At 64.4% G+C, this 14,511-nt stretch carries 15 protein-coding genes; 6 read left to right on the top strand and 9 right to left on the bottom strand.

What is annotated here, in order from left to right; translation table 11 throughout:
- Nucleotides 1-42: 42 nt before the first annotated feature.
- From AC1D2O_RS09900 to AC1D2O_RS09930, 7 genes are all read right to left on the bottom strand, one after another.
- Nucleotides 43-3,246 (bottom strand): pilus assembly protein, encoded by a 3,204-nt coding sequence (locus AC1D2O_RS09900; RefSeq protein ID WP_478156853.1) that lies wholly within the window; start codon nt 3,244-3,246, stop codon nt 43-45.
- A 40-nt stretch (nt 3,247-3,286) separates the two neighbouring features.
- On the bottom strand, nt 3,287-3,739 hold the full coding sequence (locus AC1D2O_RS09905; RefSeq protein WP_477650772.1) for a hypothetical protein: 453 nt from the start codon (nt 3,737-3,739) through the stop codon (nt 3,287-3,289).
- A 59-nt stretch (nt 3,740-3,798) separates the two neighbouring features.
- Complete coding sequence (locus tag AC1D2O_RS09910; RefSeq protein WP_478156855.1) at nt 3,799-4,941, bottom strand: PilW family protein; 1,143 nt, start codon at nt 4,939-4,941, stop codon at nt 3,799-3,801.
- A 17-nt stretch (nt 4,942-4,958) separates the two neighbouring features.
- Entirely contained in the window at nt 4,959-5,567 is a 609-nt protein-coding gene (pilV, locus tag AC1D2O_RS09915) for a type IV pilus modification protein PilV (RefSeq protein WP_477650731.1), read from the bottom strand.
- Nucleotides 5,567-6,070 (bottom strand): GspH/FimT family pseudopilin, encoded by a 504-nt coding sequence (locus AC1D2O_RS09920; protein WP_477650730.1) that lies wholly within the window; start codon nt 6,068-6,070, stop codon nt 5,567-5,569. Before AC1D2O_RS09920 ends, pilV begins: the two co-directional genes overlap by 1 nt.
- Nucleotides 6,071-6,074: 4 nt before the next feature.
- A complete protein-coding gene (locus tag AC1D2O_RS09925; RefSeq protein ID WP_478156858.1) occupies nt 6,075-6,548 on the bottom strand; it encodes a type IV pilin protein in 474 nt (157 codons plus the stop codon).
- A 276-nt stretch (nt 6,549-6,824) separates the two neighbouring features.
- The gene (locus AC1D2O_RS09930) at nt 6,825-7,355 is read right to left on the bottom strand and encodes a Rieske (2Fe-2S) protein (protein WP_478087965.1); all 531 of its coding nucleotides are present in this window, start codon (nt 7,353-7,355) and stop codon (nt 6,825-6,827) included.
- A gap of 189 nt (nt 7,356-7,544) precedes the next feature.
- On the opposite strand from AC1D2O_RS09930, the gene AC1D2O_RS09935 reads away from it, so the two are divergent.
- Complete coding sequence (locus AC1D2O_RS09935; protein ID WP_478156860.1) at nt 7,545-7,835, top strand: co-chaperone GroES; 291 nt, start codon at nt 7,545-7,547, stop codon at nt 7,833-7,835.
- A 46-nt stretch (nt 7,836-7,881) separates the two neighbouring features.
- A complete protein-coding gene (gene groL / locus AC1D2O_RS09940) occupies nt 7,882-9,531 on the top strand; it encodes a chaperonin GroEL (protein WP_478156862.1) in 1,650 nt (549 codons plus the stop codon).
- A gap of 63 nt (nt 9,532-9,594) precedes the next feature.
- On the opposite strand, the gene AC1D2O_RS09945 is transcribed toward groL, so the two are convergent.
- Both AC1D2O_RS09945 and AC1D2O_RS09950 read right to left on the bottom strand, forming a co-directional pair.
- On the bottom strand, nt 9,595-11,061 hold the full coding sequence (locus tag AC1D2O_RS09945; protein WP_478087970.1) for a sensor histidine kinase: 1,467 nt from the start codon (nt 11,059-11,061) through the stop codon (nt 9,595-9,597).
- On the bottom strand, nt 11,058-11,774 hold the full coding sequence (locus AC1D2O_RS09950; protein ID WP_478156864.1) for a response regulator transcription factor: 717 nt from the start codon (nt 11,772-11,774) through the stop codon (nt 11,058-11,060). Before AC1D2O_RS09950 ends, AC1D2O_RS09945 begins: the two co-directional genes overlap by 4 nt.
- A gap of 98 nt (nt 11,775-11,872) precedes the next feature.
- On the opposite strand from AC1D2O_RS09950, the gene AC1D2O_RS09955 reads away from it, so the two are divergent.
- From AC1D2O_RS09955 to msrA, 4 genes are all read left to right on the top strand, one after another.
- Entirely contained in the window at nt 11,873-12,499 is a 627-nt protein-coding gene (locus AC1D2O_RS09955; protein WP_478087974.1) for a cytochrome b/b6 domain-containing protein, read from the top strand.
- Nucleotides 12,496-13,296 (top strand): molybdopterin-binding protein, encoded by an 801-nt coding sequence (locus AC1D2O_RS09960; protein WP_478087976.1) that lies wholly within the window; start codon nt 12,496-12,498, stop codon nt 13,294-13,296. Before AC1D2O_RS09955 ends, AC1D2O_RS09960 begins: the two co-directional genes overlap by 4 nt.
- Nucleotides 13,297-13,385: 89 nt before the next feature.
- A complete protein-coding gene (locus AC1D2O_RS09965) occupies nt 13,386-13,637 on the top strand; it encodes a pentapeptide MXKDX repeat protein (protein ID WP_478087978.1) in 252 nt (83 codons plus the stop codon).
- A gap of 117 nt (nt 13,638-13,754) precedes the next feature.
- Nucleotides 13,755-14,510: a peptide-methionine (S)-S-oxide reductase MsrA gene (gene msrA / locus AC1D2O_RS09970; protein WP_478087980.1), complete on the top strand. Its 756-nt coding sequence runs from the start codon at nt 13,755-13,757 to the stop codon at nt 14,508-14,510.
- Nucleotide 14,511: the final 1 nt, after the last annotated feature.

The raw sequence follows: 14,511 nt of genomic DNA on the forward strand, positions 1-14,511 counted from the left end.
ACCTTTGACGCTGACCATGCTCAACCCATAGCCCAGAGGCCGTCAGTTCGAATCGAGCATTCGCTGCCAGAAGGTCCGATAGCGACGACCCAAGGCCGGCCCCGGGGCCGGGATGACGTGCGGGCCGGTGATGGCGCCCTGGTAGGTTTTACCGTCGATCACCACCGAGAAGGGCGTGGGCGTTGGCGGCAGACCGCCACCGTTACGAATCTCGAAGAGATCGGCGGTGTTCAACATCCCGTCGCGATTGCGGTCAATGGTTGCTGAGCCGTCGATGAAGCTCGTGCCGTACAGGCGGGCCATGCCGAGACTTCCGCACATGTTGGTCGACGGCGGTGTGGGTGAATTGGTTCCGAAGAAGACAGTGCCGGCAATTGTGGTGGACCCACCCACCACTTTCTCGCCGGAAGCTTGGAGCACGGCGTACCAGCCGCTTGCCGCGTCCAAAGCAGCCTTCGCCGCGGAAACTATCGATGCGGAAGAACCGGTTTGTACCAAGTCCGCCGTTGCGTCGTACAACTGGCCGGCAACGCCCGCGTTGAGCCCCGCCTGCCCTTCAATGATCGCGCTGGCGGGCGTGTGGAGCAGATCGTGCTTGTCCTTGATCATGTAGAAGCGGTTCTTGATCGTGGTGTCGAACGGGTGTTCGCGGTCGCCGGATCCGATCAGCAGCGAGTCTGTGAGAATAGTTGGCGAGGCTGGCACGATATCGGGCGGGAAGAGAAACTTGCGCGCATTGGCGCCGGTGCCGCCCAGCGCCGCAAGCTTGCTCACAGACCAGTTGGTGGGGCTTGCATCGTTGATGTTGATGCGCCAGATATTCGCGCCAGTGTCGGCCGCGTAGACGCGGTCCGCAAAGCCATCCCGGTTGGAGTCGTAGATGGCCATCGCAGCGGGAATGTCGCGCGTCATTCCCGCAACCGTGGTGTTGTAAGTCGCGCCCGCAGGAGCCGGGCCGGCCTGCCAGATGGGGTCGCCCGTGAGCATGTCCACCACCATGACGCCACGCCCCATCGTCGCCGTGCCCTGATTGATCGGATCGGGATCTTCGGCCACCGGATCGTAGCCAAGGCCGAAGATCAGAACCAGGCTACCACTTGACGCACCGCTGGCGGAATAGCGGATCTTGGCAACGCGCGGATCCGACCAGGACTGCCCCAGTTCATTGAATCCGGTGTCCTGGTTGCTACGCTTCCACAGCACTGTCGGGCTTGCCGGATTGCTGACATCGAAGGCGTAAATGAAACGCCCGCCGCGCCGCATGGACATGAACAGGTAGGCCTTGTCGCCACGCGTGTAGTCGATCTTGCCGTCGGTCGCGGTAGTAAAGGTGTAGACCGTCGGCGAGCCGTCCATGAAGTAGGGCTTGGCGGTGGCGGTATTGGTGCTGTCGATCAGCGGCGAGTGATCGCGCATGCGCTTGAACTGGCCATAGTGTTCGGGCGCAACGAAGCTCCACAACTCGTTGCCGTCGTTTGCGGAGGTGTCCTGGCCGCCCTTGACGGCATGCAGCATGCCGTCGTTCGCCCCGTAGAACACCATGACGTCGTCGGCCGTGCGGTTGTAGTTGATGATGGCCGGGCGCGAGTGCAGCACGTCACCGTGAACGAAGCCACGAATGCTCGTGGTCGTCGTATTTGCATTCTTGTTGATTGGATCATCCAGGTTGACGTTACCGCCGCGCACCCAGTTGATGATGGCATCGTGTTCCGTCGTGCTGCTTGCCCCCAGCAGTGTGTTTGTGATCCCGGCATTGTTCGTATCGAAGGACGCCATCGCGCCGCACGCAGCTGTTCCCGTTCCCGTGCACGTATAGATCTTGCGGGTAGCCTGACTCGTGGGATAAGCCGTGCGCAGGAATTGAGCCACGCCGCCCTTCTCGACCAAGTCGCCATCAGGAGAGTCCGAACTTCCGCCGAGGCCCTGTGAATTCACGTAGTAGGCGGGATTCCAGAAGGTGGAGGACGACGTCCAGAAGCTGATTGCACCGGGATTGACGAAGCCGGTCCCGGCGTTCTCCGCGCTAGCGCCCACGCTGTCGACCAATATCACAGAGGGCGGCGTGGTGTTGTAATTGGCACCCAACTTGTACTGCTTGAGGTTGCCGACCCAATTCGGCTGCGCGTTGCCGTCGGGCCGAAACACCCCCAGATATACCTGGTTGAGGTAGCTGCCACGCACGCTGACCGACACCGGCAGCGACGCCGAGGCGAACACCGAGTTCGTGGCCAGCATCTTGTCCGTGAAGTTCTTGATTTCCAGGCTGAGCGCTGCGTAGCTACCGGCCTGGGCATACTCCCCGCCTCCTTCGGCGGCCATGTTCTTCAGGATCTGCGTGTAGCTGGCGCTTTGTTGATCCTTGTAGGCGTCGATGGTGTACGTAAAGACCGCGCCGTTGTTGGCCGCTTCGGTACCCGTGCCGAGGTCAGGGCGAAGGCGCAGGAATCGCGCCCATGCCGACTGGACATCCGGTGCGGTCGAATAGTTGTAGGTCTTCAGCGTGGCCAGCGAAGGATCCGTCGACAGCGGAAGGTCCGGATTCGCCGCCCTGCTGTTGTTGCCGATGAAAATGATGTACGTGTTGCCGCACGCACCGTTCGGGCCGACGTACTTCGAGCCAGTCGCCGATCCTTGATAGGCAAAGCCCGACGTCAGCGCCGGTGTGGACGTGGAAGTCGTCCTTGCCGACGCGTTGCCCGAATAGTCGGCAGAGCGGTCCATGCTGGCCCAACTGTTCGAACTCGTGATGTAGAGCCAAGTCTCGTAAAGAGTATTGGCAATGCCTCCCTTGCTGTTGGCGACGTTCTCTCCCAGACTGTTCCCGGTGTTCAACCCCGTGTAGATGCTCTGCGTGATGTCCTGCAGGGCGAGGTTGGCCGGCGTCGCCGTCTTGTCGGTCGCCGAAGTCGTCATGCCACGGACGCCGAAGCGCACGTATCCGCCGGTCTGGCGCGTGGTGGGGTCGGTGGTGTACATGATCAGCCCGACATTGGCAGGCTTGGTCAGCCCCGCAATGAAGTTCTTGATCGCCCTCACTTCTGCTTGGCCAGCGTACTCATCGGGCCAATGCTGAGCGTTTTCGGCCCAGTTGGCCGTGTTGTCGAGAATGAAAATGATGTTGGGCACACCCGCACTCCCGTTCTGCCTGAACAGGTCGGTGTCGTCCGCATGGGCCGGCGCCCAGGCAAATAGCCAAAGCACCATGGCAATCAGCGCCAGCAGTTTCGAATTGTTGGTGTTTTTCATGGCGGGCTTTCGTTGGTGGTCGCGCACGTTGATTCGGGCGTTAGCAAGTCGCGCCGGCAGGGAGCAGCACACGCACGCCTTGATGCATGGCCGCGGCCGCACCGGTACGCGTATCTGTGGCGGTGGCCTTGATATCCCAGTAAGTGTTCTGCGGCGCGATGCTGGCTGCGCCGCCCGGAGTGCTGGGATCGTAGGTGTCGCTGTAGCCGGTCGCCGTGACCGACTGCAGGCACACGGGCGTCTCAACCGTGGCCGTGTAGTCGGTCACACCGTCGCCATTGATGTCGACGTTCACCGTTTGCCTTGCTGGCGGTGCGGTGAAGTTGGTGACGCTGCCGAGCAGTCGCTCCACGCCCTGCTGCGCTGCCGCGATGGCCTCGTTCTGCGCTTGCACGTTGCCCACGGTGCGCAACTGGGAGTTGCTCATGCGGATCGCCGAAACCACCAACAGGATCAACACGACGAGCATGACCAGGCTGACCAGCAAAGTCATCCCGCGCTGCCTTGGCATGGTCGAGGGCCTTCGCGTGGAAGGTTGCGCTTGTTTCTTCATCATTCACGCTGCTGGCTGAGGTTGACGACGCGCACGGTAGCCACGTAGACATGGCGCTTGTAGGCGTCGCTGAAAGGACCGACCGATCCGGCCAACCCCATCGAGTAGGTCTTGGTCTTTTGCGCATCGCTGAGGCCAGCGGACGGGTTGCCGTTGCGCACCAGCAGGTTGACTTGCACCGCCATCAGGTTGGGCCAGTCAGCCAGCGCGGGCGCGGTCACCATCGGCCCGGGCGTTCCGTCCGGCGACGCGGCGGCAGCGGTGGCATCGATGCCGTAGTCGATCTGCATGTTCTGGATGCCCTCAACCAGCGGCACGACCGCAAAGCCGGGCGCGCCGCTGCAGTTCACGGGTGCAGCGGGATCATTCGTGGTGCACAGGTCCAGGCGCTTGAGTGTGGGCACGGGTTTGCCGTTGTCTGCGGTGGCCGTGCAGGTGGTTGCACCCGTCGCATAGACATTGCAGGGGCTCACGAAGTAGATGTGCTGCACGTAGCGGCGCAGTTCGGCTGGGGTGACGCCATCCTTCTTCAGGAGACTGAAGATCGCCAAGGGCGCGCCGGTCGTGGTGTCGTCGGCGGCCTTCACTTGGTTCGCCGCAATTACCAGGCCGGCTGCTTTCGCGGCGGGCGTGGCCTGCACGTAGAACTGTCCGACGACCAGCGAAGCATTGACCGCGGGCAGTGCGTCGTCCGCTTCCAGCCTCCGGATCACGAGGATGTCAGTGCCCGACACGTGATTGGCGTCAGGTAGGCAGGTCGAGAGCGGCGCAGGTACCGAGGTCGGCGCGTCATAGCCCTGGATCGGCAGGGCCATGTTCGCTTCGATCTCCTTGACGCTGGTCAGATCGCAAGGGTTCGGCAATACCGTTGGAGCCGTAAAGCCGTAGGAGTACTGGCCGTAGTAACCCGCGTGCTGAATGTCGGCCTGAAGCGCAGCAAGCGCGTAGCGGCCGTTTTCGATCTGACGGCCGGACTGGTCTTGTTCGCTGCGCGTAAGGCTCTGGTTGGCCATGAGCATGGACATGCCGGCCACCAAGAGCAATCCGATCACGGACGCCACCATGAGCTCGATCAGCGTAAGGCCGGATTGCCGGCTGCGCGCAGGCAATCGTCGAGTGAGCGAAGGGGCAAGGTGCTGCATGATGTCGTGCGTGCCTGTCAGACGAGATTGGCAATCTGCAGGGGCAGGCTGATGACGCGTCGCAACTTTTCGTTGCCGTACAGCCCTTTGCCGCAATTGAGACTGGATATGGGCGCCGTGGTAGGAGCGACCCCCTGCCACGCGATGCTGAGCATGTAGGTGTTGCTGGCCGTGTCGAAACTGATGCAGCCACGCGCGCCAACCATCGCACCCGCCTTGTTGATCGTGCCGCCGCTGTCCTTGAATGTCTCGGCGGCGCCCTGCAGCAGGTCGCTCCACGCGCTGAGGTCGTTGTTGGCCAGGTTGTCCGCGGTGATCGTGCCCAGCGCACAGCCGGAAGGCGGTGCTCCTCCCGTACCCAGGTAGGGCGTGCCGTTCGCCGTGTCCGTGGTCACCGCGTAGCACAATGCCACTCGCCTATTCACGTTGATTCGACCGGAAATGTCCTGCAGCAGCAGTAGCGCCTGCGCGCGCTGGTACGCCTCGACTTCCGCCCGTTGGCTGGCAATCATCAGGCCGGCCAGACCGAGCAGTCCGAGCATCAGAATGACCATGGTCACCAGCACCTCGATCATGCTGAAGCCGTCCTGGCGACGCATTGACGGATGGGCATGAAGTGCTTGCATCAGCAACTCCCCGAAGTAATGGTCCTGCTGACAGGCAGCCCGCTGAGGTCGAGCCGAACGCATCGTTCGGCAAGGTTCGAATACGTGCTGCTGCTCAACGTGAACGGGTTGACCGTTGTCGTGAGGCGCCCGGTGCTGTTAAAGGTCAGACCGGTCGCCGGACCCGTGATCGTCAGCCCCGAAAAGGATTCGTGCTGGAACAGGGTTGTCGTCCCCGAGGTAACGCTCCAGCCGTTCTGCCAACCTCCGTCGGCCGGTGTGACAGTCACGCTGGAGTTGCGCTTGAGCGCCTCGCTGCGCGCCAGCGTGAGCATCGACCACACGTCATAGGACGCTGTCTTGACGCGCTGGCCGGCAATGAAACTGCCGAACGAGGGGCCCGCGAGCGCGGCAAAGATCGCGACAATCGTGACCACGACCAGCAGCTCGATCAGCGTAAAGCCCTTTCCTGAGTGGCTACGCGTACCGAATGAAATGACCGTGCGCCGCATCGCGGTTGGCATCCGATTACCAGCAAGTGGCGACATCGGCGGTACCCGTGATCGTCTTGTTGCCGGTCTGGTTGACCGTCAGCGTGCCGCACGGTGTGTCTGCCGTCTGACTGTCTTTCGGCGTGGCGGTAATCGTATAAGTCGGCGGTGCCGCCGCGTTGTCGGGGGTCGTTACCACGGTGTAGTACGGAAGCACTTCGGCCGGCAGCGTCGTCGTGCCCAGATCAGCGTCATTGCCGTAGCGCCGAGCATCCAGATTGAACTGCACTTGTTTGCTGGCCACACCCATGACATAGCTGACCGCAGACGCGCGATGCGCACGAAGCATGTAACGCGTGTACGACGGATAGGCCAACGCCGCCAGGATCGCGACAATCGCCACCGTGATCATCAACTCGATCAGCGTGAAGCCGCGCGCCCGCCCGCCCCAAGGGACATTCGAGCTTGCCGTCGTCGACGCCATCGGCATCTGTTCCAGAGACTGAGCCATCGGGCTGCATCCTTCATCGCGCGGCCTCGACCCTTGAATCGGATCAGAGGCACATCGCAGCAAATAATTTCAAAATGTCACAAAGTACAAGTGGATGTGAAATTATCACATTTGACGGATATCGGGCTTTACCTACGCGGCCGTTTCGTGGGAAAAGTGACGAAAGGCTAATTTCGACCGACAGGCGGTTCGCCTTCATCCACATCGGCGGCGGTAGACGTACCGGGCGGAGCCCGGCGCCTTCGCAGGAAGCCTCGACCGGCGCACCAGCCGGACTCAGCGGTGGATTCGCAAGGTGTCCGGCGTCCTGAGTTCGAACGCCGGCGCGTCGAGATCGGCCACGCGCATCGACTCGCCCTGATCCGGGTACTGCCGGATCGCGCGCCCCGCATAGTCCCATTCGGCGAAGTGGCAGGGGTCGTAGAAGCCCCCTTGCCACAGGCGCTCGGGCGCGAAGCGGAAGGCGCCCTTGGGGGCATGCCGGGCCACGCACCCCAGGACCGGACTCACCAGGGAGTAGACAAAGAACGCGGGGCGATCCGCCGGGATCGGGCGCTGGCTCCAGGTGTTCGGGGTCTGCGCCTGGAGATCGTCGAGCATCTCGCCGGTCGTGCGCACGAGGGCGAAGGGCGCGTCGTTCCACATGAAGAACTTCGGGGCACCGGCAGGGATGCCGCCCACCGGAATGTCCAGGTAGGGCGCGGCCTTGCTCCCCCCCGGCATGGGAAGATCCGTCACCAGGAAGAGCACGCCAACACCGACCCCCACCCCGACCAGGGCGGCGAGAAAGGCCCGGCGTCTGTCCATCGGAGCAATCTAGCACCGCACCGCTTTCACGGCAGGCGAAAAGGTCAGCCCGCCTTGAAATGCCCCAAAACACCCTTATCATTAGCACTCGTTGGAGTTGAGTGCTAACAGTCCCCCGCTTCACAACGAATGTGGCGCCGGCACCACGCCGTAGCCCAAGCCAAACCCCCGTTCCTATCAGGAGATGCAATGAAACTTCGTCCTTTGCACGATCGCGTGATCGTCAAGCGCATTGAAAGCGAAACCAAGACCGCCTCGGGCATCGTGATCCCCGACAACGTCGCCGAGAAGCCTGATCAAGGCGAAGTTCTGGCCGTCGGTCCTGGCAAGAAGAACGACAAGGGCGAACTCGGCGCAATGAGCGTCAAGGTCGGCGATCGCGTCCTGTTCGGCAAGTACAGCGGCCAGACCGTCAAGGTCGACGGCGACGAACTGCTGGTCATGAAGGAAGACGACCTCTTTGCCGTCGTCGAGAAGTAATTTCTCAAGCCCTCATCCCCCAAACAACTGAATTCGGAGAAATCTCATGGCAGCAAAAGACGTAGTCTTCGGCGGTGAAGCCCGCGCGCGCATGGTCGAAGGTGTCAACATCCTCGCCAACGCAGTCAAAGTGACCCTGGGCCCCAAGGGCCGCAACGTGGTTCTGGAGCGCTCGTTCGGCGCCCCGACCGTGACCAAGGACGGCGTGTCGGTCGCCAAGGAAATCGAACTCAAGGACAAGCTCCAGAACATGGGCGCCCAGCTCGTGAAGGAAGTGGCTTCCAAGACTTCGGACAACGCCGGCGACGGCACCACCACCGCGACCGTGCTGGCCCAGGCCATCGTTCGCGAAGGTTTCAAGCTGGTGGCTGCCGGCATGAACCCGATGGACCTGAAGCGCGGCATCGACAAGGCGGTCACCGCCCTGGTCGCCGAGCTGAAGAAGGCTTCCAAGCCCACGACCACCTCGAAGGAAATCGCGCAAGTCGGCTCGATCTCGGCCAACAGCGACGAAACCATCGGCAAGCTCATCGCTGACGCGATGGACAAGGTCGGCAAGGAAGGCGTGATCACCGTCGAAGACGGCAAGTCGCTGGACAGCGAACTCGACGTCGTCGAAGGCATGCAGTTCGACCGCGGCTACCTGTCGCCCTACTTCATCAACAACCCCGAGAAGCAATCGGCGTTGCTGGACAACCCCTTCGTGCTGCTGTTCGACAAGAAGATCAGCAACATCCGCGACCTGCTGCCCACGCTGGAGCAAGTCGCCAAGGCCGGCCGTCCGCTGCTGATCATTGCCGAAGAAGTCGAAGGCGAAGCCCTGGCGACCCTGGTCGTGAACACGATCCGCGGCATCCTGAAGGTCGTGGCCGTCAAGGCGCCTGGCTTCGGCGACCGCCGCAAGGCCATGCTCGAAGACATCGCCATCCTGACGGGCGGCAAGGTCATCGCTGAAGAAGTGGGCCTGACCCTCGAGAAGGTGACGCTGGCCGACCTCGGCCAAGCCAAGCGCATCGAAGTGGGCAAGGAAAACACCATCATCATCGACGGCGCCGGCGCCGCTGGCGACATCGAAGCCCGCGTCAAGCAAGTGCGCGTGCAGATCGAAGAAGCGACCAGCGACTACGACCGCGAAAAGCTGCAAGAGCGCGTGGCCAAGCTGGCCGGCGGCGTTGCAGTGATCAAGGTCGGCGCTGCCACCGAAGTCGAAATGAAGGAAAAGAAGGCCCGCGTCGAAGACGCCCTGCACGCCACTCGCGCTGCAGTGGAAGAAGGCGTGGTTGCCGGTGGTGGCGTGGCCCTGCTGCGCGCCAAGCAAGCCGTGGGCGACAAGCTCAAGGGCGACAACGCTGACCAGGACGCCGGCATCAAGCTGGTGCTCAAGGCCATCGAAGCGCCGCTGCGCGAGATCGTCAACAACGCCGGCGGCGAAGCCTCGGTGGTCGTGAACGAAGTGTTGGCCGGCAAGGGCAACTACGGCTTCAACGCCGCCAACGACACCTACGGCGACATGCTCGAGCTGGGCATCCTGGACCCGACCAAGGTGACCCGCACCGCACTGCAGAACGCAGCCTCGGTCTCCTCGCTGCTGCTGACGACCGAAGCCATGGTCGCTGACGCACCGAAGGAAGAAGGCGGCGCCGGCGGCATGCCCGACATGGGCGGCATGGGTGGCATGGGCGGCATGGGGATGTAATCCCCCGGCCCCGGCTGCCACAGCCAAGCCAAGAAGCCCCGCAGTGAAAGCTGCGGGGCTTTTTTACGTCAGCAGGAACGAGAACACGGCCCCCTTCTCGGGCCGTGGCAAGAGCCGGATGTCGCTGCCATGCAGCTGCAGGATGCGCTGCACGATGACCAGCCCGAGCCCGCCGCTGCGGCCACCGGCCGACGAAAACACCGGTCGCGTGAACAGTGCCGTGCGCAGCTCGTTCGGGATGCCGGGGCCGGTGTCGCTGATCTCGACCCGCACGCCCTCCTTGTCCTGCCGCAGCTGCACCGCGATCTCGCCGCCCGCGGGCGTATGGCGGATCGCGTTGTCGAGCAGGTTGGCGAGCACGCGCTCGATCATGCCGAGGTCGGCGGTCACGCCCGGCAGGTCCGGCGCGATGTCGGCCACCAGCCGCTGCTGGCGCGCCTCGGCCGCCAGCTCGAACTTCTGGAACACGTCCTGCACCAGGTCGGCCAGGGCGAAGGTCTCCTTCTCGGGCTTGACGACGCCATACTCCAGCCGCGCCAGCTCGAACAGCTCCTGCGACAGCCGCGAGACCTTGCGGCTTTGCGCCAGCGCGATCTCGAGGTAGCGGCGGCGCTCGGCGACGTCGAGCGTATCGGCCTTGACCCACAGCGTCTCGAGATAGCCATGCAATGAAGTGAGCGGCGTGCGCAGGTCGTGCGAGATGTTGGCGAACAGTTCGCGCCGCTGCTGGTCCTGCTGCGTGAGCTCGCGCCATTGCTCGGCGATGCGCTGCGTCATCTGGACGAACGCCTGCGAGAGCGCGGCGATCTCGTCGCCGCCGCGGCGGGTCCGCTCGAACGTCGGCCCGGCGTCCTGCAGCGCCGCCACGCCATCGGCCTCGAACCTGCGGACCGCCCCGGTCAATTCGCGCAGCGGGCGCGTGATCAGATGGAATGCCGCCAACCCGGCGAGCAGGCCCAGCAGCGCGACCAATGCCACCGACCACAACGTCGTTCGCAGGACGTTGCTCGCCGCAGCGTCGGCCAGCAGCGCGTCGCGCTCCTCGCCCGACAGCACCACATAGACATAGCCGACCTCGCGACCGTCGATGCGCAGCGGCGCGGCACTGAACACCTTGCGGGTGCCTTCGGCGCGCGGATCGTCGCCGACGATCGGCAAGGGGGCGCCGTCGAGCAACCGGCGAATCGGCGCCACGTCGACCCTGTCCCGCTTCAGGTGCCCGGGCGGCGCGGCCTGGGCCTGGATCCGGCCGTCGAGCCCGAGCAGGTAGACCTCGACGCTCGGATTGACGGCCATCAGCTTGTCGAACAGATCGCGCACGGCCGCCTGGTTGAGCCCGTCGCGCTCCATCAGGGTCGAGTTCTGCGCGATGTGCGCCGCCAGCCCGCCGGAAAGACGCTGCATCACCTCCTGCTCGTAGCGCCCGCTGGCCTGCATCTGCAGCCAGACCGAGGCGCCGCAGCAGGCGAGCAGCAGCACGGCGAACACCGCCGAGAGGCGGCGCGACAGGCTGCTGCGAAAGAGGCTCATGCCCCGCCCTCCGGTCCGGCCAGCTTGTAGCCGCGCCCCCAGACCGTGAGGATGCGGCTGGGCTGGGCGGGGTCGGCCTCGATCTTCATGCGCAGCCGGTTGATGTGGGTGTTGACCGTGTGCTCGTAGCCGTCGTGCTGGTAGCCCCAGACCTGGTTCAGCAGGTCGAGGCGCGAGAACACACGGCCCGGATGGCGGGCGAAGAAATGCAGGAGGTCGAATTCGCGCGGCGTGAGTTCGACCGGCTTGCCGTCGACCTGCACCTCGCGCGCGACCGGATCGATGCAGAGACTGCCGATGTCCAGGCGCCCCGCCTCCATCCGCGCATTGCGTGCCAGCGCGTCGCTGCGGCGCAGCAGGGCCCGGACCCGCGCCACCAGTTCCAGCACCGAGAACGGCTTGGCCAGGTAGTCGTCGGCGCCGAGTTCGAGGCCCAGGATGCGGTGCACCTCGCTGGAGCGGGCGCTGGTGATGATGATCGGCGTGTAGCGCGTCATGGCCCGGGCCCGGCGGCAGATTTCGAGCCCGTCGATGCCCGGCAGCATCAGGTCGAGGATCAATGCGTCCCAACTGCCGCGCTCGAGTTCGCGCATGCCGGCGTCGCCGTCGGCCGCATGCGTGATGGCGTAGCCCTCGTCCTGCAGGTGCATGCGCATCAGCTCGGCGATGTGGGCATCGTCCTCGACGATCAAGACGCGTTTGGCGGGGTCCATGGAACCGGATTGTGCGGCGATATCGACGGCGCATTTGTCACGATTAATTGAACTCTTCGTGATGAATCGGCCACCGGGTACGGCCAACAATCCGCCCCATGCAACGCGAACTCCCGCCCGCCGGCCACGCACCGATCCATCCGCTGTGGATGCGCATCACGCATTGGCTCAACGCCCTTGCGGTGCTGGTGCTGGTCACCAGCGGCTGGCGCATCTACGACGCCTCGCCGCTGTTCGACTTCGAGATACCGGCCTCGATCACGCTGGGCGGCTGGCTCGGCGGCGCGCTGCAATGGCACTTCGCCGCGATGTGGCTGCTGGCGATCAACGGGCTGGTCTATCTCGCGCTCAACGTGGCGAGCGGGCGGCTGCGCGCCAAGTTCTTCCCGCTGTCGCCGGCCGGCCTCTGGCAGGACCTGCTCGCCGCCCTGCGCGGCCGTCTCTCGCATGCCGACCCGCGCCGCTACAACCACGTGCAGCGCCTGGCCTACCTGTTCGTGATGCTCGACATCACGGTGCTCGTCCTCTCGGGCCTGGTGCTCTGGAAATCGGTCCAGTTTCCGGGCCTGCGGGAGCTGCTGGGCGGCTACGAGACGGCCCGCCGCATTCACTTCTTCGCGATGGCCGCGCTCGTGGCGTTCGTCGCCGTGCACCTCGTGATGGTGGCGCTGGTGCCGCGCACGCTGCTCACGATGCTGAGCGGCCACGGCAAGGAGACAGCATGAAGATCTTCAAGCGCCCCGCCCTCGCCACCCTGCTCGAGGTGGACGGCGACGCCGTGCTGGCCGAGGCACGCAAGCGGATCGGACGCCGCATCGAGCAACCCGCGCGGCGAGCCTTCCTGCAGCGCTCGCTGACGCTGGGCGGCCTGTCGCTGCTGAGCGGCTGCAGCATCAGCGACAACGCCGCGGTCGAGGCGGCGCTGGCCCGGATCTCGCGCTTCAACGATGCGGCGCAAGCCTGGCTGTTCGATCCGAACCGGCTGGCGCCGACCTATCCGGAGTCGATGATCACACGGCCGTTTCCGTTCAACGCCTACTACGGCGAGGACGAGGTCCGCGAAGTCGACGAAGCCGGCTACCGGCTCGAAGTCACCGGCCTGGTCGCCGACAAGCGCCGCTGGACCCTGGACGATCTGCGCGCGATGCCGCAGCAGGACCAGGTCACGCGCCACATCTGCGTCGAGGGCTGGAGTGCGATCGGCAAATGGGGCGGCGTGCCCTTCGCCGATTTCCTGCGCAAGGTCGGCGCCGACACGAGCGCGAAGTACGTCGGATTCAAGTGCGCTGACGACTACTACACCAGCATCGACATGCCCACGGCGCTGCACCCGCAGACCCTGCTCACGCTGACCTACGACGGCCAGCCGCTGCCGCCGAAGTACGGCTTCCCGATGAAGCTGCGCATGCCCACCAAGCTGGGCTACAAGAACCCGAAGCACATCCAGGCGATCTTCGTCACCAACACCTACCCCGGCGGCTACTGGGAAGACCAGGGCTACAACTGGTTCGGCGGCAGTTGAGTCGATCCCGACTCGGCGCTGTTGAAAGCACGCGGCCGTGTTCTCCTGAACCGTGCCCATTCGAAACTTCAACTCACCAGGACACTGAAATGAACAAGCTCACCGCAACGCTCCTCGCTGCTTTCATGGCCGTCGGCTCCGCCTCGGCATTCGCCGCCGATGACATGAGCAAGGACGCGATGTCGAAGGATGCCATGGGCAAGGACGGCATGAAGAAGGACTCGATGGCGAAGGACGGCATGGCCAAGGACAGCATGAAGAAGGACGGCATGAAGAAGGATTCGATGGCCAAGGACAGCATGTCCAAGGATGGGATGGCCAAGGACGAAATGAAGAAGTAGCCGCGCGTTCCAACCCACGCCCGCTCGGACCCACAGGATTTCGCGGGCGAGTACGATCGATCGGCCCCAAGCGGCTGCGGCCGCCGCAGCAGGCCTCATGCAAGGAGCAACACCGGTATGACCCCACTCTCATCGACACCCGCGAACCCACGCGGCACGCCGTTCGCAAGGCTGTCCCGACGCCCCGTGCTGGCCGTGCTGGCACTCGCCGCAGGTGCGGCGCTCTGGCGCGTCGCGCCCTCGTTCGCGGCCGAGGCGGCCATGGTGATCCCCCCACCGGCCGAAGACCCGCCCGCCGCGCCGGGCGCCAGTGTGGAGTCCGCGGTGATCGCGGGCGGCTGCTTCTGGGGCGTTCAAGGCGTCTTCCAGCACGTCAAGGGCGTCACCGGCGCGGTATCGGGTTATGCCGGCGGCCAGGCCTCGACGGCCAGGTACGACGAGGTCGGATCGGGCCGCACCGGCCATGCCGAGGCGGTCCGCATCAGCTACGACCCGAAGCAGATCAGCTACGCGCAACTGCTGCAGATCTACTTCTCGGTGGCCCACGATCCGACGCAGCTGAATCGCCAGGGCCCCGATACCGGCACCCAATACCGCTCGACGATCTTCACGGCCAACCCCGAGCAGGCGCGCATCGCCAAAAGCTACATCGCGCAGCTCGACCGCGCCAAGGTGTTCGGCAAGCCGATCGCGACCACCCTCGAGCCGCTCAAGGCCTTCTACCCGGCGGAGGCATACCACCAGGATTTCATGACCCGCCACCCCGACCACCCCTACATCGCGATCAACGATCTGCCGAAGGTCGACAACCTGAAGAAGGTGTTTCCGGCCAGCTACCGCCCGAAGGCGGTGCTGGTGGGCGCCGGCGGCTGAC

Source organism: Variovorax sp. P1_G12, from assembly GCF_056405555.1.

Bases quoted from the DNA above. Each gene is read 5' to 3' on its own strand.
- AC1D2O_RS09925 (WP_478156858.1), bottom strand. From the start codon at position 6,548: ATGGCTCAGTCTCTGGAACAGATGCCGATGGCGTCGACGACGGCAAGC.
- AC1D2O_RS09905 (WP_477650772.1), bottom strand. From the start codon at position 3,739: ATGACTTTGCTGGTCAGCCTGGTCATGCTCGTCGTGTTGATCCTGTTG.
- AC1D2O_RS09935 (WP_478156860.1), top strand. From the start codon at position 7,545: ATGAAACTTCGTCCTTTGCACGATCGCGTGATCGTCAAGCGCATTGAA.
- AC1D2O_RS09965 (WP_478087978.1), top strand. From the start codon at position 13,386: ATGAACAAGCTCACCGCAACGCTCCTCGCTGCTTTCATGGCCGTCGGC.
- AC1D2O_RS09950 (WP_478156864.1), bottom strand. From the start codon at position 11,774: ATGGACCCCGCCAAACGCGTCTTGATCGTCGAGGACGATGCCCACATC.
- AC1D2O_RS09900 (WP_478156853.1), bottom strand. From the start codon at position 3,246: ATGAAAAACACCAACAATTCGAAACTGCTGGCGCTGATTGCCATGGTG.
- groL (WP_478156862.1), top strand. From the start codon at position 7,882: ATGGCAGCAAAAGACGTAGTCTTCGGCGGTGAAGCCCGCGCGCGCATG.
- AC1D2O_RS09930 (WP_478087965.1), bottom strand. From the start codon at position 7,355: ATGGACAGACGCCGGGCCTTTCTCGCCGCCCTGGTCGGGGTGGGGGTC.
- pilV (WP_477650731.1), bottom strand. From the start codon at position 5,567: ATGCAAGCACTTCATGCCCATCCGTCAATGCGTCGCCAGGACGGCTTC.
- AC1D2O_RS09910 (WP_478156855.1), bottom strand. From the start codon at position 4,941: ATGCAGCACCTTGCCCCTTCGCTCACTCGACGATTGCCTGCGCGCAGC.
- AC1D2O_RS09960 (WP_478087976.1), top strand. From the start codon at position 12,496: ATGAAGATCTTCAAGCGCCCCGCCCTCGCCACCCTGCTCGAGGTGGAC.
- AC1D2O_RS09955 (WP_478087974.1), top strand. From the start codon at position 11,873: ATGCAACGCGAACTCCCGCCCGCCGGCCACGCACCGATCCATCCGCTG.
- msrA (WP_478087980.1), top strand. From the start codon at position 13,755: ATGACCCCACTCTCATCGACACCCGCGAACCCACGCGGCACGCCGTTC.
- AC1D2O_RS09920 (WP_477650730.1), bottom strand. From the start codon at position 6,070: ATGCCAACCGCGATGCGGCGCACGGTCATTTCATTCGGTACGCGTAGC.
- AC1D2O_RS09945 (WP_478087970.1), bottom strand. From the start codon at position 11,061: ATGAGCCTCTTTCGCAGCAGCCTGTCGCGCCGCCTCTCGGCGGTGTTC.